General features: G+C 66.1%; 9 protein-coding genes, 1 tRNA gene and 3 rRNA genes. 2 read left to right on the top strand and 11 right to left on the bottom strand.

The genetic code is table 11. From position 1 onward, the window contains the following. Positions 1-17: 17 nt before the first annotated feature. Positions 18-1031 carry a LacI family DNA-binding transcriptional regulator gene (locus AC0QSG_RS15460; protein WP_475376044.1) on the top strand — a complete coding sequence of 338 codons (1014 nt, stop codon included), beginning with the start codon at positions 18-20 and terminating at the stop codon, positions 1029-1031. Between the two features lie 97 nt (positions 1032-1128). Here the strand turns inward: AC0QSG_RS15460 and AC0QSG_RS15455 are convergent. The 8 genes from AC0QSG_RS15455 to AC0QSG_RS15420 all read right to left on the bottom strand — a co-directional run bounded on the left by AC0QSG_RS15455 (position 1129) and on the right by AC0QSG_RS15420 (position 15591). After that, positions 1129-1205 (bottom strand) — tRNA-Pro (locus AC0QSG_RS15455). A gap of 134 nt (positions 1206-1339) precedes the next feature. Then, positions 1340-1840: an SRPBCC domain-containing protein gene (locus AC0QSG_RS15450; RefSeq protein WP_475376043.1), complete on the bottom strand. Its 501-nt coding sequence runs from the start codon at positions 1838-1840 to the stop codon at positions 1340-1342. A 145-nt stretch (positions 1841-1985) separates the two neighbouring features. Beyond that, a 5S ribosomal RNA gene (rrf, locus tag AC0QSG_RS15445) occupies positions 1986-2102 on the bottom strand. Positions 2103-2326: 224 nt separating this feature from the next. Next, a 23S ribosomal RNA gene (locus AC0QSG_RS15440) occupies positions 2327-5458 on the bottom strand. A 585-nt stretch (positions 5459-6043) separates the two neighbouring features. Then, positions 6044-7569 (bottom strand): 16S ribosomal RNA (locus AC0QSG_RS15435). The 16S, 23S and 5S rRNA genes sit together here, the layout of an rRNA operon. 479 nt (positions 7570-8048) lie before the next feature. Continuing rightward, on the bottom strand, positions 8049-11798 hold the full coding sequence (gene glgB, locus AC0QSG_RS15430; protein ID WP_475376042.1) for a 1,4-alpha-glucan branching protein GlgB: 3750 nt from the start codon (positions 11796-11798) through the stop codon (positions 8049-8051). After that, a complete protein-coding gene (gene treS / locus AC0QSG_RS15425; RefSeq protein WP_475376041.1) occupies positions 11795-13561 on the bottom strand; it encodes a maltose alpha-D-glucosyltransferase in 1767 nt (588 codons plus the stop codon). The genes glgB and treS overlap by 4 nt, the downstream gene beginning before the upstream one ends. Next, complete coding sequence (locus tag AC0QSG_RS15420) at positions 13561-15591, bottom strand: alpha-1,4-glucan--maltose-1-phosphate maltosyltransferase (RefSeq protein ID WP_475376040.1); 2031 nt, start codon at positions 15589-15591, stop codon at positions 13561-13563. Before AC0QSG_RS15420 ends, treS begins: the two co-directional genes overlap by 1 nt. Positions 15592-15701: 110 nt before the next feature. Between AC0QSG_RS15420 and glgP the strand changes: the two genes are divergently transcribed. Next, positions 15702-18311, top strand: coding sequence for an alpha-glucan family phosphorylase (glgP, locus tag AC0QSG_RS15415; RefSeq protein WP_475376039.1), 2610 nt, complete (start codon positions 15702-15704; stop codon positions 18309-18311). Positions 18312-18318: 7 nt separating this feature from the next. Here the strand turns inward: glgP and glgX are convergent, their stop codons facing one another. The 3 genes from glgX to cysS form a co-directional block, all read right to left on the bottom strand. Further along, positions 18319-20421 (bottom strand): glycogen debranching protein GlgX, encoded by a 2103-nt coding sequence (glgX, locus tag AC0QSG_RS15410; protein WP_475376038.1) that lies wholly within the window; start codon positions 20419-20421, stop codon positions 18319-18321. Between the two features lie 11 nt (positions 20422-20432). Then, the gene (gene rlmB, locus AC0QSG_RS15405; protein ID WP_475376037.1) at positions 20433-21428 is read right to left on the bottom strand and encodes a 23S rRNA (guanosine(2251)-2'-O)-methyltransferase RlmB; all 996 of its coding nucleotides are present in this window, start codon (positions 21426-21428) and stop codon (positions 20433-20435) included. A 114-nt stretch (positions 21429-21542) separates the two neighbouring features. Then, positions 21543-23009, bottom strand: a complete 1467-nt coding sequence (cysS, locus tag AC0QSG_RS15400; protein ID WP_475376036.1) for a cysteine--tRNA ligase — start codon at positions 23007-23009, stop codon at positions 21543-21545. Positions 23010-23041: the final 32 nt, after the last annotated feature.

Below are 23041 nucleotides of genomic sequence, written 5' to 3'. Positions count from 1 at the left end.
GAAAGAAGGAGCGGGCCGTGGCCAGCATCAAGGACGTCGCGCTGCGGGCCGGCGTGTCCGTGGCCACGGTTTCGAGGGCGCTCAGCGGCAAGGGCAAGGTCTCCGAGGCCAGCAGGGAGAAGGTCCGGCGCGCCGCGGCCGAGCTGGACTATGTGGTGTCCTACAACGCGTCGTCCCTGGCGTCGGGCCGCAGCCGCAACATCGGGTTTGTCGTGCCGACCGTCAGCCGCTGGTACTTCTCGACCGTTCTCGAGGGCGCAACGAGCGCCTTGATCGACGCCGGCTACGACCTCACGCTCTACAACACCAGCGGGCAGGACCGGCACCGCGAGTCGGTGTTCTCCGACCTGCTGCTGCGCAAGCGCCTCGATGCCGTGGTCACGCTGACGCTGAAGCTGCGTCCCACCGAATTGGCGCAGCTCCAGGCCGTCAACAAGCCCGTGGTGGCGATCGGCGGCTTCATTCCGGACATCGCGACCCTCCGTGTCGACGACTTCAATATCGCGGCGCTGGGCACGGAGCACCTGATCAGCCTGGGGCACCGCGACATCGCCTTCGTCGGTGGGACCGAGGAGTTCGAGGTGGACTTCAAGTTGGGTTCGGCCCGCGAGGACGGCTACGAGTACGCGATGGACCAGGCGGACCTGCCGGTCCGCCGGGAATGGCTCATTACCGCGGACTTCAGCACGCAGGGCGCCTACCAGAAGGTCCGCAACATCCTGGCGAACCCACGGCACCGCCCGACGGCTTTCGTGTGCGCCTCCGACGAGATGGCGTTCGGCGCGATCCTCGCCGCCCGGGATCTGGGGCTGTCCGTTCCGGGCGACCTCTCCGTGGTCGGGATCGACGGACACGAGCTCGGCGAACTGTTCGGACTCACGACGAACGAGCAGCACGCGGGCCGGCAGGGCGCCGCGGCGGTCCGCAAGGTCCTGGCCCTGCTGGGCGAGATCGAGTTGGAGTCGGACCCGACCGTGGGGTTCTTCCCGACCGAATTCATCGCCCGGTCATCCACCGCTCCCCCGGCATAGTCCCGCCACAACCGTCTCCCACCGCACGCCGCGGCCCAGACGGGTGGCCGGGCATGCAAAAGGCCGGTTCGAATTTCCTCGAACCGGCCTTTTGTGATGGTCGGGGTGACAGGATTTGAACCTGCGACCTCGTCGTCCCGAACGACGCGCGCTACCAAGCTGCGCCACACCCCGGTGCTTTCCAACAGTCATCGATATTACCGGTAGTTCACGGTTTTCACTAATCCTCGCACATTGCGCCGGCGAATGGCGGAGACTGCTCCATCGCTTGTACTCGACCTTCCCCACCGTGGAGCACCACGAGCGAATCACGATGGTAAAGACGCGCCCATGAAGCGGGCGTAGTAACCCATGATCTCCGGCCAGTCCGTGTACGTGGCGGCTTGTTCCAAGCCCGTTTCCCCCGCCGCCCAGCCATCGTGGGTCAAGGTGACATTCGTACCGCGGGGCGCGGCATCCCTGAATTCGAGTGCCACCCGCGTGGAAGGGTGCTGCTCCACACCCAACGTGAACGCCAGCTCCAGACGCTCAGCGGCCTTGGCCTCGACCACCTTGGCCCACTCGTGCTGCCGGCCGTCCTCCGCCTCCTCGACGAGGCCGCCCGATTCGAAGGCGACGGTGGTACCGCTGCCGAATGTTGAATGCGTCCCCACCGGCCACCAGAGGTGGATGTACTCGGTGAACCCCTCGAAGGCCTGGTCCGGTTCCACGGGAACCGTCACGGTGTGCGTGATCGCTTCCGGGCTACCCGCTCCGGCCTCGCCTTGGGGTGGATCCGGCGTGGGTGCATGCGAAAAGATTCCGTCCATGCTTCAACAGTAGCCCCGGAAACCGCCGCCGTCGGCCCTGGATCGAAGCCCCGGGTCCGCTGTACCCGGAACCTGCCGCTCCCCGTAGGTGCGGCGTTAAATGGGTCGGGGCCCCAACTGTGTTGGGGCCCCGACCTGAAATTATGTCCGGCGGTGTCCTACTCTCCCACACCCTCCCGAGTGCAGTACCATCGGCGCTGTGGGTCTTAGCTTCCGGGTTCGGTATGGGACCGGGCGTTTCCCCCACGCTATGACCGCCGTAACCCTGTGTCCCGTTCCCCCGGCACCTGGTGGTGTGGGGGTGGGAAATCTTTTGGGTCACGGTTGTTTTCGTGACGTTCCCGCCCACCGTGGCGCCCCCCTGGTTTTTGGTGGGGGTGTGCCGTGGTGGCGGGGTATTTTGTTGTGGTTTTCCGAAACGGTTGTTGTTTCGGGACCGCATAGTGGACGCAGCGTTTCTTGCCACACGCTGTTGGTGTGGTGTTTGTGGTGTAAGTTGTCGGCCTATTAGTACGGGTCGGCTTCACGAGTCTTTGGTCCTCGCTTCCACGTCCCGCCTATCAACCCAGTGGTCTGCTGGGGGCCTCTCACCATAAATGGTATGGAAATCTCATCTTGAAGCGGGCTTCCCGCTTAGATGCTTTCAGCGGTTATCCCATCCGAACGTAGCCAATCAGCGGTGCACTTGGCAGTACAACTGACACACCAGAGGTTCGTCCGTCCCGGTCCTCTCGTACTAAGGACAGACCTTCTCAAATTTCCTGCGCGCGCAGCGGATAGGGACCGAACTGTCTCACGACGTTCTAAACCCAGCTCGCGTACCGCTTTAATGGGCGAACAGCCCAACCCTTGGGACCTACTCCAGCCCCAGGATGCGACGAGCCGACATCGAGGTGCCAAACCATGCCGTCGATATGGACTCTTGGGCAAGATCAGCCTGTTATCCCCGAGGTACCTTTTATCCGTTGAGCGACGGCCGTTCCACAACGTGCCGCCGGATCACTAGTCCCGACTTTCGTCCCTGCTCGAGCTGTCGCTCTCACAGTCAAGCTCCCTTGTGCACTTACACTCGACACCTGATTGCCAACCAGGCTGAGGGAACCTTTGGGCGCCTCCGTTACTCTTTAGGAGGCAACCGCCCCAGTTAAACTACCCATCAGGCACTGTCCCTGACCCAGATCATGGGCCGAAGTTAGGAATCCGGTACGGCCAGAGTGGTATTTCAACGATGACTCCACCCGAACTGGCGTCCGGGCTTCAACGTCTCCCACCTATCCTACACAAGCCGCACCGAACACCAATACCAAACTATAGTAAAGGTCTCGGGGTCTTTCCGTCCTGCTGCGCGTAACGAGCATCTTTACTCGTAGTGCAATTTCGCCGAGTTCATGGTTGAGACAGCGGGGAAGTCGTTACTCCATTCGTGCAGGTCGGAACTTACCCGACAAGGAATTTCGCTACCTTAGGATGGTTATAGTTACCACCGCCGTTTACTGGGGCTTGAATTCTCAGCTTCGCCTTGCGGCTAACCGATCCTCTTAACCTTCCAGCACCGGGCAGGAGTCAGTCCGTATACATCGTCTTGCGACTTCGCACGGACCTGTGTTTTTAGTAAACAGTCGCTTCCCCCTGGTCTCTGCGGCCCCGATCCCCTCCCACACGCAAGGTGTGTTCAAGGTTGGGGCCCCCCTTCTCCCGAAGTTACGGGGGCATTTTGCCGAGTTCCTTAACCATGATTCTCTCGATCGCCTTGGTATTCTCTACCTGATCACCTGTGTCGGTTTGGGGTACGGGCGGCTGGAACCTCGCGTCGATGCTTTTCTTGGCAGCAGAGGATCACCGGATCACCCCGAGAACGGGGCGCCTATCGGGTCTCAGGCATCGTGAACGGCGGATTTGCCTACCGTTCGCCCTACACCCTTGGACCAGGTCGATTCCATTGCCTGGCCCGGCTACCTTCCTGCGTCACACCTGTTAATACGCTTACCTCCCTGGCTCGGGTCCCGCGCCGCGCACCCGGTATCCCTCCCGAAGGAGGAATGGTGGGCGTTTGGGGCGGTTAGCATCGCCAGCTCGGTATGGGCGGTTCTTCGCCGGTACGGGAATATCAACCCGTTGTCCATCGACTACGCCTGTCGGCCTCGCCTTAGGTCCCGACTCACCCAGGGCAGATTAGCTTGACCCTGGAACCCTTGATCATTCGGCGGACGGGTTTCTCACCCGTCTTTCGCTACTCATGCCTGCATTCTCACTCGTGCCGGCTCCACAACTGGTTCACACCGCTGCTTCACTGCCGGCACGACGCTCCCCTACCCACCCGGACGGCTGGACCACGAAGGCCTGCCTCAATATCCGGATGACGCAACTTCGGCGGTGTGCTTGAGCCCCGCTACATTGTCGGCGCGGAATCACTTGACCAGTGAGCTATTACGCACTCTTTCAAGGGTGGCTGCTTCTAAGCCAACCTCCTGGTTGTCTTCGCAACTCCACATCCTTTCCCACTTAGCACACGCTTGGGGGCCTTAGTTGGCGTTCTGGGCTGTTTCCCTCTCGACTATGAAGCTTATCCCCCACAGTCTCACTGCTGCGCTCTCACTTGCCGGCATTCGGAGTTTGGCTGACGTCAGTAACCTTTTGGGGCCCATCGGCCATCCAGTAGCTCTACCTCCGGCAAGAAACACGCAACGCTGCACCTAAATGCATTTCGGGGAGAACCAGCTATCACGAAGTTTGATTGGCCTTTCACCCCTACCCACAGCTCATCCCCTCCATTTTCAACTGAAGTGGGTTCGGTCCTCCACGCGCTCTTACACGCGCTTCAACCTGGCCATGGGTAGATCACTTCGCTTCGGGTCTAGATCACGCCACTGCAACGCCCTATTCAGACTCGCTTTCGCTACGGCTTCCCCACACGGGTTAACCTCGCGACGTAACACTAACTCGCAGGCTCATTCTTCAAAAGGCACGCCGTCACCCCAACAATGGAGGCTCCGACGGATTGTAGGCACACGGTTTCAGGTACTGTTTCACTCCCCTCCCGGGGTACTTTTCACCTTTCCCTCACGGTACTTGTCCGCTATCGGTCATTAGGTAGTATTCAGGCTTACCAGGTGGTCCTGGCGGATTCGCACGGGATTTCTCGGGCCCCGTACTACTTGGGATACCTTCACAGGGCGGCGGAAAGCATTACGGCTACGGGACTCGCACCCCCTATGGTCCGGCATTCAAACCGGTTCGCCTATACTTCCGCACCTCGCCCCACCAGTCCGGCAGAACTGATATGGATGGTCCCACGACCCCGGCCATGCAACGCCCGCCGGCTATCACACATGACTCGGTTTAGCCCCATCCGCTTTCGCTCGCCACTACTCACGGAATCACTGTTGTTTTCTCTTCCTGCGGGTACTGAGATGTTTCACTTCCCCGCGTTCCCTCCACGCAGCCTATGTGTTCAGCTGCGGGTCACACAGACACTCGCGCGCTGTGCGGGGTTTCCCCATTCGGAAATCCTGGCGTCAACGTCCGGTTATCGACTCGACCAGGCTTATCGCAGATTCCCACGTCCTTCTTCGGCTCCTAATGCCAAGGCATCCACCGTGCGCCCTTGAAAACTTGACCACAAACAGGCCAAGCAAAGAGCTATCTACAAATCGAGAGAACCACACGGACAACCGGACCACGAAGGCCAGGCCACCGGGGTTCTCAAATCAAAGAAATTGCTATTTGCACGGGAAACACCACAAAGGGCGTTCCCCGGTACAAGATGCTCGCGTCCACTATGCAGTTCCCAAACAACAACCCCAACACACCCACACCCCACCACCAACACCCCCGCAAAAAAGGGGATGCCGGAACCGGCGGGCCTAGGCCATGCGCGGGGACAACCAAGACACACAACCGCCCCCCCCACCACACACCCCGCACAACCGTGCGGAACATGCGCCGAAGGGCGCGGGCCTGTTGTCTCAGGGCCCAACAGTGCGCCATGGACCCGCCCCGACACCGACCCGGACCACCGCTTTCCAACCCCCCCCAAAAGGGGAGGCGTACTCGCACGGTCCAGGCACACGCCGGAACAGGCCACAATCCGTTGACATTCCACCCATGAGCACCCGCCGGCCGACAAACGCGGCCGCAACGGGCAAACACTGAACAAAACCCCCCACACTCAAGTGCGGACGGCGTTTGCTAGCTGCTCCTTAGAAAGGAGGTGATCCAGCCGCACCTTCCGGTACGGCTACCTTGTTACGACTTAGTCCCAATCGCCGGTCCCACCTTCGACGGCTCCCTCCCACAAGGGGTTGGGCCACCGGCTTCGGGTGTTACCAACTTTCGTGACTTGACGGGCGGTGTGTACAAGGCCCGGGAACGTATTCACCGCAGCGTTGCTGATCTGCGATTACTAGCGACTCCGACTTCATGGGGTCGAGTTGCAGACCCCAATCCGAACTGAGACCGGCTTTTTGGGATTAGCTCCACCTCACAGTATCGCAACCCTTTGTACCGGCCATTGTAGCATGCGTGAAGCCCAAGACATAAGGGGCATGATGATTTGACGTCGTCCCCACCTTCCTCCGAGTTGACCCCGGCAGTCTCCCATGAGTCCCCGGCATAACCCGCTGGCAACATGGAACGAGGGTTGCGCTCGTTGCGGGACTTAACCCAACATCTCACGACACGAGCTGACGACAACCATGCACCACCTGTGAACCGGCCCCAAAGGGGAAGCCGTGTTTCCACGGCGGTCCGGCCCATGTCAAGCCTTGGTAAGGTTCTTCGCGTTGCATCGAATTAATCCGCATGCTCCGCCGCTTGTGCGGGCCCCCGTCAATTCCTTTGAGTTTTAGCCTTGCGGCCGTACTCCCCAGGCGGGGCACTTAATGCGTTAGCTACGGCGCGGAAAACGTGGAATGTCCCCCACACCTAGTGCCCAACGTTTACGGCATGGACTACCAGGGTATCTAATCCTGTTCGCTCCCCATGCTTTCGCTCCTCAGCGTCAGTTAATGCCCAGAGACCTGCCTTCGCCATCGGTGTTCCTCCTGATATCTGCGCATTTCACCGCTACACCAGGAATTCCAGTCTCCCCTACATCACTCTAGTCTGCCCGTACCCACCGCAGATCCGGGGTTGAGCCCCGGACTTTCACGGCAGACGCGACAAACCGCCTACGAGCTCTTTACGCCCAATAATTCCGGATAACGCTTGCGCCCTACGTATTACCGCGGCTGCTGGCACGTAGTTAGCCGGCGCTTCTTCTGCAGGTACCGTCACTTTCGCTTCTTCCCTACTGAAAGAGGTTTACAACCCGAAGGCCGTCATCCCTCACGCGGCGTCGCTGCATCAGGCTTTCGCCCATTGTGCAATATTCCCCACTGCTGCCTCCCGTAGGAGTCTGGGCCGTGTCTCAGTCCCAGTGTGGCCGGTCACCCTCTCAGGCCGGCTACCCGTCGTCGCCTTGGTGGGCCATTACCCCGCCAACAAGCTGATAGGCCGCGAGTCCATCCCCAACCGCTAACACTTTCCACCCCCCACCATGCGGCGGAAGGAGAATATCCGGTATTAGACCCAGTTTCCCGGGCTTATCCCAGAGTCGGGGGCAGGTTACTCACGTGTTACTCACCCGTTCGCCACTAATCCCCCCAGCAAGCTGGGGATCATCGTTCGACTTGCATGTGTTAAGCACGCCGCCAGCGTTCATCCTGAGCCAGGATCAAACTCTCCGTAAAAAAATACAGACACAACCAAGAAGACCCAAGGAAAATCGGGCCAACGATTGCACCAAGCAAAACAATCCCGGCAAAAAACCCTCCCACCACACGGGTGCGGCAAAAAGGGCCATTCACCAATAATCGATAAAAAATCGGTGTCAACAAACATGGCACACTATTGAGTTCTCAAACAACAGACGCTTCCAACCTCCACGACCCGGTAACCGGCGCTTCGCTCTGGAGCAACTTGTCTAACTTACCCGTCCGCCTCCCCGGTGTCAATTCGACATCCGGACCAGTTTTTCGAGTGGTTTTTGCGTGGTCCCGATGCTTTCCAATGGAAGGCTTTTCTCCCTTTCGGGATTCTTTCGGCGACCGGCGCGGAACAAAACTATACGCCCACTTTCGCCCCACGCCAAATCGGGGGTACCCGTTGGGGCGAGGGCCGGAAAAGCGCGGAATCCCGGGGCCGTTGGCCCCGGGATTCCGGTGTCGTCCTATTCTGCCGGGGAATCCGGCGGAGTGAGGTAGAGCACTCCCAGTGGCGGGAGGGTGAGCACCGCGTGCGCGGGCTGGCCTTGGTGCCCTCCGGCTTCCGCGATCACCGTGCCGCCGTTGTCGACACCCGACCCCCCGTACTCCCGGGCATCGGTGTTCACGGCCTCGGTCCACGCGCCGGGCAGGGGCAGTCCGAGCCGGTAGTCGTGCCGCGGCTCCCCAGAGAAATTGGCGACGCACACCAACGGGTGGCCGGCGGCGTCGCGGCGGATGAACGCCAGCGTGTTGCCGGCACCGTCCTGCGACTCGATCCATTCGAAGCCGGACGGATCATTGTCCCGTTCCCAGAGTGCGGGCGAGGACCGGTAGACCTCGTTGAGCTTGCGGACCGCCAACTGAACCCCGCGGTGCTGGTGCGTGTCGGCCAGCCACCAGTCGAGCCCGTGCTGCTCGCTCCACTCGGCTTCCTGCGCGAACTCGGTGCCCATGAAGATGAGCTGCTTGCCGGGGTGCGCCCACTGGTAGGCGAGGTAGGCGCGCACCTGCGCCAGCTGCCGCCAGCGGTCCCCGGGCATACGCCGCAGCAGCGAGCCCTTCCCGTGGACCACCTCGTCGTGACTGATCGGCAGGAGGAAGTTCTCGGTCCATGCGTACGCCAGGGAGAACGTCATCTTGTGGTGGTGGTGCATGCGGTTGATCGGATCCTCGCCGATGTACTCCAGCGAGTCGTGCATCCAGCCCATGTTCCACTTGATGCCGAAGCCCAGGCCGCCGTCGGACGTGGCGCGCGTGACGCCGTCGAACGCCGTCGACTCCTCCGCGATCATGACCGTGCCGGGCGCCACCCGGTACGCCGTGGCCGTTGCCTCCTGCAGGAACCGGATGGCCTCGAGGTTCTCGCGCCCGCCGTGCACGTTCGGCACCCACTGGCCTTCCTCGCGCGAGTAGTCCAGGTAAAGCATCGAGGCGACGGCGTCCACGCGCAGGCCGTCGATGTGGAACTCGGTCAGCCAGTAGAGCGCGTTGGCCACCAGGAAGTTGCGCACCTCGTTCCGGCCGAAGTCGAAGATCAGCGTCCCCCAGTCGGGGTGCTCGCCGAGGCGCGGGTCCGCGTGCTCGTACAGCGTCATGCCATCTAACTTTGCCAGCGCCCACTCGTCCTTGGGGAAGTGCGCCGGGACCCAATCCAGAAGGACGCCGATTCCGGCCTGGTGCAGCTTGTCCACGAGGTACCGGAAGTCGTCGGGGTGGCCGAAGCGGGACGTCGGCGCGTAGTAGGACGTGACCTGGTAGCCCCACGATCCGCCGAACGGGTGCTCGGCGACCGGCATGAACTCGACGTGGGTGAATCCCTGCCAGCTCACGTACTCCGCCAGCTGGTCCGCTAGCTCGCGGTAGGACAGCCCTATCCGCCAGGAGCCGAGGTGCACCTCGTACACGCTCATCGGCGCGTTGTGCGGATCGCTCGCGCCGCGGCGGCCCATCCACTCCTCGTCGTTGAAGCCGTAAGACGATTCGGTCACCACCGATCCGGTCAGCGGCGGGATCTCGGTGTGCCGCGCCATGGGGTCGGCCTTCTCGCGCCAATGACCGTCCGGCCCCAGGAGCTCGAACTTGTAGACGGCCCCGGCACCGACGCCCGGGATGAACAGTTCCCACACACCGGAGTGGCCCAGCGAGCGCATCGCGTGCGGAGTCGCGTCCCAGTTGTTGAAGTCCCCCTTGACCCGGACGGCCCGGGCGTTGGGGGCCCAGACGGCGAAGCTGGTTCCGGTGCTGTCGCCGAGCGTCGAGTGGTAGCGCCGCACGTGGGCGCCCAATGCGGACCACAGCTTCTCGTGCCGTCCCTCGGCGATGAGGTGCAGGTCGACCTCGCCCAAGGTGGGCAGGTAGCGGTACGGGTCGTCGGCCAGGTGGGGCTCGTCCTCGCCGTACGCGACCTCGAGCCGGTAGTCGGGAACGTGGCCTTCGCGGTCCGAGGCGGGCAGGACCGCCACCCAGATTCCCTCGTGTTCGTGCCGCATCGGGTGCCGTCCGTCGGCCGTCACGACGGTGACCTCGCGGGCCAGCCGGCGCAGCGTTCGGACGGTGACGTGTCCGTAGTCGTCCAGGTGCGCGCCCAGCACCGCATGGGGCGCGTGGTGCGCACCGTGGGCGACGGCGGAGAGCACGTGGCCGTCGACCGGCAGCGGCCCTTGGGGTGCCGGCCGCGCGGCCACATCGACCGGACGGGTCGCCTCGACGGTGGTTTCGTCGCGCGCCTGCGGTTCGGTGTTCTCGTTCGCGGTCATGGTGGACAGCACCTCCTGGACGGCGGACGCCGGGACCTGAACCCACGACGGCCTGTTCTGCAGCTCATAGACAACCTCGTACAACGCCTTGTCCAGCCATAGGGCCAGGAACAGGGGGGATTCCGTGTCCACCGGCTCGCCGGACTCGGCCTCGTATCCAGCGAGGAACGCGCGGCGGGACCGCTTGGCCCACTCCGTCGCCGAGCGCAGCGACTCCGGGGTTCCGTCTCCGTTGCGGATGGCGACCCCGGCGGCGTAGTCGAAGGAACGCAACATGCCGACGACGTCGCGCAACGCGACGTCGCGGCTGGTACGTTCCCCGGCGGCGCGCAACGGCTCGCCCTCGAAGTCGAGGACCACCCACCCCCGGGTGGGGGCGTGTAGCACCTGGCCCAAGTGGTAGTCGCCGTGGATTCGCTGTAGCGGAGGTAGCTCGGCGATCTCGTCGAGGCGCCCGAGCACCTGGCGGAAGGGTCCCTCGAACGCACCCACCGCGGAGCCGGCCTTCTGCCAGCCCCACACCAGGCGCTGGCGCAGGCTTTCGACCAGCGACGAAACCGCGTCCGCGTCCGCCTGTCCCGTGCCGGCCACGCGTGCCAGGTCCCGGTGGAGCCTGGCGGTGGCCCGGCCGATCTCCTCGGCCTCCCCGGTGAACTCGGCGCCCTCGAGTGCCGCGACGCTGGCCGTGCGCCAGGCGTCCTGGCTTCCGCCGATGAACTCGCGCAGGACGCCGAGCGCGCCGGTGACCTCGCCGTCGGCGGTCCCCCACCGCGCGGTGACGGAGCCGAAAGTCAACGGGACGTCGAACGATCCGCCCTCGGTCAGCAGTTCTCCGAGTTCGACGTCGGGGTTGGTGCCGGCGGCGGGGACGCGGAAGAACTTCGCGATGACGTCGCCCTCCACGGATTCGACCACCACGGACGTGTTGGACTGCTCGCCGCCGAGCACGCCGGCGGCCAGGGGCGGTTCCAGCGGTGCGCGTTCGTCGAATCCCGCCGCCGGATGCCCGGCGAATCCGTCGCCCGTCCCGGAGGTGCGCATCAGCTCCAGCCACGCGGCGATGAACGCGGGATCGTGCGTGCCGTCGTAGACGTACCAGGTCGACGCCGAGCGGCGTCCGCCGGCTTCGATGGTTCCGATCAGTGCGGTGTCCGCCGCATCGCGCGCTGCCTCGGACGAGGCGTCGGTCCCCAGCGGGGTCAGCCGGAAGGACAGCGGCACGTGCACGACGGCGGCATCCGGCGCCGCGGCGTCGGTCCCCGCGTACGTGCCCGGGCCGGCCGGGGACACGTCCACTGCCAGCAGGACGGATTCGAGGTCGACCTCGCCGTGCGGGTCGGTGAGCCGGACCGATCCGACCCTCCGCAGAGCGAAGTCCGCGTCGCGAACGGGGAACCATCGCTGCCCGCGCAGCCACCCGGTGAGCAAGTCGAGAAGCTGCGCGTCCTGAGGCGTCATCGTGAGGGGTCCTCCTGCTTGATCAGTGGCATGGACTGCGTTGCGGGCGAATAGACGTCCGAACGTGCGGAGCGGAGTCGCAGCCAGTAGAAGCCCTGCGAACCCAAGGTGAGCCCGAGCCTACCGTCGGACCCGATGGCCGGAAAAACGCTGCCGCCGAAGACGTCACGCAGGCCGCGGCCGGCGAATTCGGACAGGTCGAGTTCCGTGGACGCCGGGTGCCTGGACAGGTTGTAGATGCACAGGATCGCCTCGCCCTCGAAGTCCTCGCCGACGTCGGCCGGCAGCTCGCGCAGGAAGGCCAGGACGCTCGGAGCGCTGGCGCGCACGTTCCGGTAGGTTCCGATGCCGAACACCGGGTGCTCGCGGCGCACACCGAGGACCTGGCGGATCCAGTGCAGCATGGATCCGCTGTGGGCCAGCTGCTGCTCCACGTTGACATTGGTGAAGTTGAAGATCAGCGAACTGACAACCGGCAGGTACAGCTTGCCCGGATCCGCTGTGGAGAATCCCGCGTTGCGGTCCGGGTTCCACTGCATCGGTGTCCGGGAGGCGTCGCGGTCGTCGAGCCAGATGTTGTCGCCCATGCCGATCTCGTCCCCGTAGTACAGGAACGGGCTGCCCGGCAGCGCCAGCAGCAGGGCATGGATGAGTTCCAGCTCGGCGCGGGAGTTGTCCAGCAGCGGCGCCAGGCGACGGCGGATGCCGACATTCGCGCGCATGCGCGAATCCGGGGCGTACCAGCCGAGCATGGCCTCGCGCTCCTCGGACGTGACCATCTCCAGGGTCAATTCGTCGTGGTTGCGCAGGAACGTCCCCCACTGCGTGCCGACCGGGATGTCCGGCGTCTCCTCCATGGTCTGGATGATCGGGGCAGCCAACTGGTCGCGCAGGGCGTAGTAGAGCTTCGGCATGATCGGGAAGTGGAAGCACATGTGGCATTCGGGTTCCTCGGCGGTGCCGAAGTACTCGACCACCTCGAAGGGCGGCTGGTTGGCCTCGGCGATGATGATCCTGCCGGGGTATTCCTCGTCGACCATGCTGCGCAGGTCCCGGAGGAACGCGTGCGTCGGCGGCAGGTTCTCGCAGTTGGTCCCGTCCTCCTCGAAGAGGTACGGGATGGCGTCGGCGCGGAAGCCGTCGACCCCCAGGTCCAGCCAGAAGCGGACGACGTCGAACATCGCCTCGTGGACCTTGGGGTTCTCGAAGTTGAGGTCCGGCTGGTGGTGGAAGAAGCGGTGCCAGAAGAACTGCCGGCGGATGGGGTCGAACGTCCAATTCGACTCCTCGGTGTCCACGAAGATGATGCGCGCGTCCGAATACAGCTCGTCCGTGTCGCTCCAGACGTAGAAGTCCCCGTATTCCCCCTCCGGGTCGCTGCGCGAGTCCTGGAACCACGGGTGCTCGTCCGAGGTGTGGTTCATGGGCAGGTCGATCACGATCCGCAGGCCGCGCGCGTGCGCCTCGGAGACGAGGCGGCGGAAGTCCCCGATCGTGCCGAACTCGTCCAGGACGTCGTAGTAGTCGGCGATGTCGTAGCCGCCGTCGCGCAGGGGCGACTTGAAGAACGGCGGCACCCAGAGGCAGTCGATGCCCAGCCACTGCAGGTAGTCGAGCTTGTCGATCAGGCCGGCCAGGTCCCCGCTGCCGTCGCCGTTCCCGTCCGCGAAGGCCCTGACCAGGACCTCGTAGAAAACCGCCTTGCGGTGCCATTGCGGATCGTGGGCGAGCCCGGGCGCGTTCAGCTGATAGGGATTGGCCACTATGCGTTTCTCCTCACGTGCAGGATGTGGGCGGGCTCCGCGTGCGGATCGAGCCGGACGTAGTTGTGCTGTCCCCAGCGGTAGGATTCTCCGCTGATCAGGTCGTCGACGACGAAGCGGCCGTCGCCGTCGAGGTCCGCTGGGTGCAGGCGCAACTCGTCCAAGTCCAGCGTGACCATACCCTCCCTGGCACCGTGGGGGTCGACGTTCACGACCACGATGATCGTGTCGCGCACGGGCCCGTCGCCGCCGTCGGGCACCGTTTCCTTGGTCTTGGAGAAGACCACGGTGGCGTCGTCCGAGGACGCGTGCACGACCAGGTTCTGCAGGTCGCCGAGCGCCGGGTGCGTGCGGCGGATGTGGTTCAGCCGGGTCAGGTAGGGTGCCAGCGAGCGTCCCTCGGCCTCGGCGGCGTCGAAGTCCCGCGTCTTGTACTGGAACTTCTCGTTGTCGATGTTCTCCTCCGCGCCGGGGCGTGCCACGTGTTCGTACAGCTCGTACCCGGCGTAGACACCCCAGAGCGGACTGGCCATGGACGCGAGGACGGCGCGGATCTTGAAGGCCGCGGGGCCGCCGAACTGGAGGTATTCCGTGAGGATGTCCGGCGTGTTGACAAAGAAGTTGGGCCGGAAGTACGCGGGGCTCTCGTGGCTGACCTCCTGGAAGTACTCCTCCAGCTCCGCCTTGGTGTTCCGCCAGGTGAAGTACGTGTAGGACTGCTGGAATCCGGCGCGTCCGAGCGCGTGCATCATGGCCGGGCGGGTGAACGCCTCGGCGAGGAAAACGACGCCGGGGCGCCGCGCCTCGACGCGGGAGATCAACCACTCCCAGAAGGCGACCGGCTTGGTGTGCGGATTGTCCACGCGGAAGATCCGCACCCCGCGATCCACCCAGAGCAGGACGATGCGCAGGATCTCCTTGGAGAGCCCGGCGGGGTCGTTGTCGAAGTTCAGCGGATAGATGTCCTGATACTTCTTCGGCGGGTTTTCCGCGTAGGCGATGCTGCCGTCGGCGCGGGTCGTGAACCACTCAGGGTGCTCGGTGACCCACGGGTGGTCGGGCGAGGCCTGCAGCGCCAGGTCCAGCGCCACTTCGAGGTTCAGCTCGTTGGCGCGCGCCACGAAAGCGGCGAAGTCCTCCTCGGTCCCGAGGTCCGGATGGATGGCGTCGTGGCCGCCCTCGGCGGCGCCGATCGCCCACGGGGAACCGGGGTCGTTCTCCCCGGCGACAAGCGTGTTGTTGGGACCCTTGCGGTGGGCGCGGCCGATCGGGTGGATCGGCGGAAGGTAGATGACGTCGAAGCCCATGGCGGCGACGGCGTCCAGCCGCCGGGCGGCGGTGGTGAAGTTGCCCGACGTGTGCGCACCGGTCTCCGGGTGGTAGACGGCTCCCTCGGAACGGGGGAAGAACTCGTACCAGGCGCCGCGTCCGGCGCGTTCGCGCTCAACGTTGATCGGGAAACGGCCGCTGTACGTGACCAGCCGGCGCACCGGATGTGCATCGAGCACGGCGAGGACCTCCGGGGACTCCCCTGCGGCCAGGCGGGCGCCGGTGTCCCGCTCACGGTCGGAAAGAGTGGCGGCGGCCGCCCGCAGGACGTCGGCGCCGCGCGCGTCCGGGTGGTCGTCGGCGGCCTCACCGAACAGCTTGGCCCCCTCGGCGAGCATCAGGTCCACGTCGATGCCGGCGTCGATCTTCACCGTCGCGGCGTGGTGCCATGTGCCGTAGGGATCGTCCCAGGCCTCCACCTCGAACTCCCATGCCCCTACCGCGGATGGCCGGAGACGGGCATGCCAGGAATCGGTGCCCGGAGCCCCGGCAGCCATGCGGACACGCTGGGTCTCGGCGCCGTCGGGTCCGTAGAGTACCGCCGTCACACCCACGGAATCGTGCCCCTCACGGAAGGCGGTGGCGGAGACCAGCACGTCCTCCCCCGGAATGGCCTTGGCCGCAAAGTGGCCGCCCTCCACCACGGGTTGGACGTTGGTCACCGGAATGCGGCCGAATCTGGCTTGCTGTCCTTTAGTCACCCTGTAGACGCTAGCGACTATCCGTCACAAAGGCCAAGGATAAACGCGCTTTGCGCATCGTTTACCGAGACGAAACCCGCACGGGGCGCATCTGCGCTACCGTTCACAGGGTGAAGGCCATCCGACGATTTACCGTCCGCACCGTCCTGCCCGAGCCTATCGCCGGGCTCGGCACCCTCGCCGCCAACCTGCGCTGGTCTTGGCACGAACCGACCGCGCGCCTGTTCCGCGATCTGGATCCGGTGGAATGGGAAGCCGCGCACGAGGACCCCGTGGCGCTCTTGGGCCGCTTCGACCGCGCCAGGCTGGACGTCTTGGCCGCCGACGCGGAGTTCGTGTCCCGCGTGCAGTCGCAGGTGGAGGACCTCAGGCGCTACCTCGAGAGGCCGCGCTGGTACCAGGGCCTCGACGGATCCGCGCCGCGATCCATTGCGTACTTCTCCCCCGAATACGGCATCACAGCGGCGCTGCCGCAATACTCCGGCGGTCTCGGCATTCTCGCCGGCGACCACCTCAAGACCGCCAGCGACCTCGGCGTGCCGATCATCGGCGTCGGACTCCTCTACCAGGCCGGTTACTTCAAGCAGTCACTCTCCCGCGACGCGTGGCAGCAGGAGACCTACCCGATCCTGGATCCGCACGGCCTGCCGCTCTCGCTTCTGCGCGAGGAGGACGGCACGCCCGCCGTCGTCTCCCTGCCCCTGCCCGGGGACCGCCAGCTGCGCGCTCAGATCTGGCGCGCCGACGTCGGACGCGTGCCCCTGCTGCTGCTCGACGCCGACATTCCCACCAACGACGACGCGGCACGCGCCGTGACCGACCGCCTGTACGGCGGAGGCGGGGACCACCGGCTCCAACAGGAGCTGCTGCTGGGCATGGGCGGCGTCAAGGCGCTGCGCGCGTTCGAGCGGCTCACCGGCGCCGCCGCCCCCGAGGTCTTCCACACCAACGAGGGCCACGCCGGGTTCCTGGGCGTGGAGCGAATCCGCGAACTGATGGATGGCGGACTGTCCTGGACCGAGGCACTCGCGGCGGTCAGGGCGTCCACGGTCTTCACCACGCACACGCCGGTCCCGGCGGGGATCGACCGATTCGAGTCGCTTCAGGTCGGCCACTTCCTCCGCGCCGGGCTGGCCCCGGGCGTTCCGGCGGAGGGCATCCTCGGCCTCGGCTCCGAGAACTACCCCGGCGGCGATCCCGCGACGTTCAACATGGCCGTCATGGGGCTGCGCCTCGCGCAGCGGGCCAACGGCGTCGCCAAGCTGCACGGGCGCGTCTCGCGCGGCATGTTCTCCGGACTCTGGACCGGTTTCGACGTCGACGAGGTGCCGATCGCCTCCGTCACCAACGGCGTGCACGTCCCCACCTGGGTGGACCCCCAGGTGATCGCGTTCGCCCGCAGGCAGTTCGGCGACGAGGCCGTGGAGGCCGGTGAATGGGGCCGCGCCACCGACGTTCCCGACGAGGACGTCTGGGCGCTCCGGCGCAACCTGCGCGTCCAGCTGATCGATGACGTCCGCGCGCGGCTGCGGTCCTCCTGGCTCAAGCGCGGCGCCACGGAAAGCGAGCTCGGCTGGACGCGGTCGGTGCTGGATCCCGACGTCCTGACCATGGGATTCGCCCGCCGCGTGCCGACCTACAAGCGCCTCACGCTGATGCTGCGAGACCCCGACCGGCTCAAGGCGCTGCTGTTGCACCCGACGCGGCCGATCCAGATCGTGATCGCCGGCAAGTCGCACCCCGCGGACGAGGCCGGAAAGAAGATGATCCAGGACCTGGTCCGGTTCACGGACGACCCCGAGGTCCGGCACCGGATCGTGTTCCTGCCGAACTACGACATGCGCATGGCGCGCACGCTCTTCCCGGGCTGCGACGTGTGGCTGAACAACCCGCTGCGGCCGCTCGAGGCCTGTGGAACCTCCGGCATGAAGGCCGCCATCAACGGCGGGCTCAACCTGTCGGTGCTCGACGGTTGGTGGGACGAGATGTTCGACGGCGACAACGGTTGGGCCATCCCCACCGCGCCGCCCGGGGCATCCGTGGAACAGCGCGACGACCTCGAGGCGGCGGCGTTGTACGCGCTGATCGAGAACAACGTGGCGCCCAGGTTCTACGGGGTCGAGGATTCCGGCGCCGCCGGGGCCGCCGGCCCGTCGCAGGCCGAGCACGACGGCGTTCCGCGCCAATGGGTGCGCATGATCAAGCACACGCTGGCTCACCTGGGTCCGCAGGTCGCCGCGACGCGGATGCTGCGGGACTACGTCAACCAGCTCTACGTTCCGGCCGCGGCGTCGGGGCGGGCCGCGGCCGCCGACGGACACGCCGGGGCGCGCGCGCTGGCCGAGTACACCGGACGCATCCGCGCCGCATGGCCGGACGTCGTCGTCGAGCACGTGGATTCGGTCGGGATCTCCGAGCAGCCGCGCATCGGCGAGGAGTTCCGCGTCAACACGTACGTCCGGCTGGACGGGCTCGCGCCGGAGGACATCGCGGTCCAGGCCGTACACGGCTCGGTGCTCGAATCCGACGAGCTGGTCGGGACCGCGGTCTCCGACCTGTCCCCCGCGGAGGATCTGGGCAACGGCCGGCACCTGTTCACCGGGACGCTCACGCTGGAGCGTCCGGGGGCCTTCGGGTACGGCGTCCGCGTGGTGCCGCGGCACCCGGCGCTGACGTCGGATGCCGAGCTGGGCCTCGTCGCGAACGCCGGAGGCTCGTAGTACGCCACTACGGCGTCGCGCGGTACACCGTGACCGAATAGCCCTCGATCCGTTCGCGCTCCCCGGCCCGCAGAGTCGTCCCGCGGCGGCTGCGCGCCTCGGGAGCGGTGCTGAACCGGAGATCGAACGTGGAAGGCACGTGCTCCACGGTTTCAAAGTCCTTCAGCGACGCCTCCTCGGGCATGAGGATGGTGCGGTGCTCCAGGGAGCCGTTGAAGACGATGAGCCCGTCGATCTGTCCGGCGGGGCTGCCCATCAGCAACTGCACCAGTCGCGTGCCAGGGTTGGACCACGCGTCCTGCGGCATCGGCCGGCCGTGCTCGTCGAACCACAGCATGTAGGCGCTGTTGTCCCGCGCGGGATAGTTGTACGGCTGCCCGGCCATGAATTCGCGCCGGATGCGCGAAAGCGCCCGGGTGGTCGCGAGCATGGCGCGCTGCTCCTCCGTGAGGGTCCAGTCCAGCCACGTCTGTTCGTTGTCCTGGCAGTAGGCGTTGTTGTTGCCCTCCTGCGTCTTGCCGATCTCGTCGCCGGCGGTGATCATCGGGACGCCCAGCGACAGCATCAAGGTGGCCATGGCGTTCGAGGCGGTCTGCAGCCGTGCGGCCGAGACGGCGCCGTCGCCGGTCGCCCCCTCCACCCCGTGGTTGTAGCTGCGGTTGTGGTTGTGGCCGTCGCGGTTCTCTTCGCCGTTGTCCTCGTTGTGCTTGCGGTCGTAGCTCGCGAGGTCCCGCAGGGTGAAGCCGTCGTGTGCCGTGACGAAGTTGACGGACGCCAGCGGTCCGCGACCGGACGGGGCGAACAGTTCGCGCGATCCGGCGAGCACGCCGGCCAGGCGGGCCACGGATCCGCCCTGGTGCCCGGCCTCCAACGAGGCCCTGTCGGCGAACCAGAAGTCACGGACCGTGTCCCGGTAGCGGTCGTTCCAGTCTGCGAAGCCGCGCGGGAAGCGGCCGGTCTGCCAGCCCCCCATGGACACGTCCCACGGTTCGGAGATCAGCTTGACGCCGGTCATCGCCTTGTCGGCGCCGAGTGCGACGAAAAACGGGTGCTGCGGCGTGAAGTGGTTGTTCCCGTCGCGGCCCAGGGCCACGGCGAGATCGAACCGGAATCCGTCCACGTGGTACTCCTCCACCCACAGGCGCAGCGAGTCCATGGCCATCCGCACCACGTTCGGCTCGTTGAAGTTCATCGTGTTGCCGCAGCCGGTGGTGTCGAAGTAGTTGCCGTCGGCGTCGTGCCGGTAGTACTGCCGGTCCGCCAAACCCCGCCAGGACAGTGCGCGCTGGTCCTTGCCACCCTCGGCCGTGTGGTTGAACACGACGTCGAGGACCACCTCGATGCCAGCGGCGTGCAACAGCTTGACCATGCCCTTGAGCTCGTCCTGCACCGCCTTCGGCCCCGCGGCCCGGGCCGCGGCGGTCGCGTACTCGCTGTGCGGGGCGAAGAAGCCCAGGGTGTTGTAGCCCCAGTAGTTGGGCAGGCCCAGCTCCTGTAGGTGCGGCTCGTCCACATGGAAGTGGATCGGCAGCAGTTCCACTGTGGTGACGCCGAGCAACTGCAGGTGCTCGATCATCACCGGATGCGCGAAACCCGCGTAGGTGCCGCGAAGCTCCTCCGGGATGTCAGGGTGCAGCCTGGTCTGTCCCTTGACGTGGGCCTCGTAGACCACCGTGTCCCGCCACGGCACGTGTGGCCGGGCGTCGCTTCCCCAGTCGAAGTCGGTGGCGACGTGGATGCCCCAGTGCACGCCGTCGTCGTCCGTTTCCAACGCCCTGGCGTAGGGGTCCACCAGCAGCTGACCGTGCCCGGGCAGGTCCGCGCCGCGGTCCCAGAACGCGTACCGCGCCCCGTGGCGCAGCCCCTCGACGCGGCCGTGGTGAACCCCGTCGCTGAAGTCGAACAGGTGCGCGGACACCATGAGCCCGGCGGGGTCGGAAAACCAGACGTCGACGGCCTCGAGCCCCGGGGCGTACACGGCGACGTTGACGGCGTCGGGCACGTGGCTCAGCCCAGGCGCGGCGTCCGCGACGCCCAGGGGAAAGGCGCGTGAAAAATGCGCCTCGGCGTGGCGAAGTCGCAAGGGGATCTCCTCGGTGGGCTGTGCCATGGGGACCGGGACTAGGCCCGGCGGCGCGAGACTTCGTAGAGCGAGATGCCCACGGCCATGGACGCGTTCAGTGACTCCATGCCGGAATCGATGGGGATGGACACGATCTGGTCGCAGGTCTCGCGGACCAGCCGCGAGAGTCCCTTGCCTTCGGATCCGACGACGATGCACAGCGGCTCCGTCGCGAGGCCCAATTCCGGCAGCGACACGTCGCCGTCGCCGTCCAGGCCCACCACGTACACCCCGAGGGCCTTCATGGCCTTGATGGTGCTCGTCAGGTTGGTCGCGCGGGCGACCGGAACGCGGACCGCTGCCCCGGCGCTGGTCTTCCAGGCCGACGCCGTCAGACCCACCGAGCGGCGCTCCGGGACGATCACGCCGTGCCCGCTGAACGCGGAGACGGAGCGGATGATCGCGCCGAGGTTGCGCGGGTCGGTGATGCCGTCGAGGGCCACGAACAGCGGCGCGTTGGAGATGTAGCCCTTGCCGGCCTTGGCGACCGTCTCCTCGACGAGCTCCAGCGCGTCCGGGTAGTCGTACGGCGGGATCTGCAGCGCCAGGCCCTGGTGGATGGCGTCGTCGGTCATCCGGTCCAACTCGGGCTTGCCGGTCTCCATGACCGGGATGCCGCGCTCGGCGGCCATCTTCAGCGATTCGCGGACACGGTCGTCGACGTCGATCCGGATGGCGACGTACAGCGCCTTCGCCGGAATCCCGGCGCGCAGCGATTCCACCACCGAGTTGCGCCCGGTGACCATTTCCTCGGCGGGCTTACCGCCCTTGCCCTGTCGGCCGCCCGGGCGTCCGGCGGCGCGCGCGCCGGTGCCGGCCTTGGCCGCGGCACGCTCGCCGAGCTGCTTGGTGCGGTAGGCCTTGTGGTAGGTCCGGTCCTCGGCCTTGGGGGTGGGGCCCTTGCCCTCGAGGGACTTGCGGCCGTGGCCGCCGGTGCCCACGTTGGGGCCCTTCTTGGTCTTGCGTACGGTGCCGGGGCGTTTGGGTGTTGCCATGGGGAAAAATCCTTGGGATGGGGTTTCGGGGGGAATCGCGCGGTGGCTGCGATGCCTACCGGAAACCATTTTACAGCCCAATGCGCATTCACGGGCGACGGGTGCCCCAGGACACTAGCCCAGCGACCACCGGGCCCCGTCGGCGGAGTCCTCGACGACTATGCCCGCGGCCGCGAGCGTGTCGCGGATGCCGTCCGCGCGGGCCCAGTCTTTCGCGGACCTCGCCGCGGCGCGGGCCTCCAGCTGCGCCTCCACGAGCACCTCGAGCGCCGCCCGGCCGGCACCGTCCGTGGCGGCCGCCGGGTCGACGGCGTCGTCCAGCCCCAGCACGCGCGTCATCGCCATCACCTGCTGCAGGGCAACGTCGGCGGCGTCCAGATCGCCGGCGGCCAGTGCGGTGTTGCCGCGGCGGACGGTGTCGTGGAGCGCCGCCAGGGCCTGCGGGACGTTCAGGTCGTCGTCCATGGCGGCCGCGAACTCGTCGGTGACCTCCGAGTGGTGCGCGACGAAAGCGAAGTCGCCGCCCGGGCCGGTCACGTGGATGCTGCCCAGGGCGTTGGACACGAAGGTGTCGATGCGCGCGACGGCGGCTCCGGCCTCGGCGAGAGAGCCCGGACGGTAGTCCAGTTGCGAGCGGTAGTGCGCCTGCCCCAGGAAGTAGCGCACCACGCGCGGTCCGGCGAGGGCCAGCATGTCCCCGGGGGAGACGGTGTTGCCGATGGACTTCGACATCTTCTCGCCCTCGTACGTGACCATGCCGTTGTGCATCCAGAAGTTGGCGAAGCCATGGCCCGCCGCGGCGGACTGGGCGAGTTCGTTCTCGTGGTGCGGGAACCTCAGGTCCAGCCCGCCGCCGTGGATGTCGAACTCGGTGCCGAGGTACTTGGTGACCATCGCGGAGCATTCCAGGTGCCAGCCCGGACGGCCGCGCCCCCAGGGGCTCGGCCAGGAGGCCGTCTCCGGTTCGCCGGCCTTGTGTCCTTTCCACAGCGCGAAGTCGCGCGGATCGCGTTTGCCGCGCGGGTCGGTGTCGGCCGCGGCCTGCATGTCGTCGACGTTCTGCCGGGTCAGGGCGCCGTAGGCGGCGAAGGAACGGACGTCGAAGTAGACGTCGCCGGAGTCGTCGGTGGCGGGGTAGGCGTGGCCGGCGTCGATCAGGCGCCGCACCAGGTCCTGCATCTCCGTGATGTGGCCGGTGGCGCGCGGCTCGTAGGTCGGCTTCCGCACGCCCAGCAAGCCGTACGCGCGCGCGAATTCCTGCTCGAAGCGGTAGGCGAGCGCGTACCACTCCTCCTCGGGCAGATAGACGCCGTCCGTCTCGAAACCGGCGGCGAACGAGGCCCCGGACTTCTCGAGGATCTTGTCGTCGATGTCGGTCACGTTGCGCACCACGTCCACCCGGTGGCCGCGGTGTTCGAGCCAACGGACCAGGATGTCGAAGGCGATCGCGGACCGGATGTGCCCGACGTGCGGCATGCCCTGCACGGTGGCGCCGCAGTAGTAGAGGCTCACCCGGCCGGGGACCAGCGGAACGAAGTCGCGCACCTGCGCCTGTTTGGTGTCGTAAAAACGGATGCTCACCGGTCAAGGTTATCTTCTTGTCCGCGGCACCC

This window comes from Arthrobacter sp. LT660, assembly GCF_056172845.1.
This window is presented reverse-complemented; position numbering and strand designations above follow the sequence as displayed.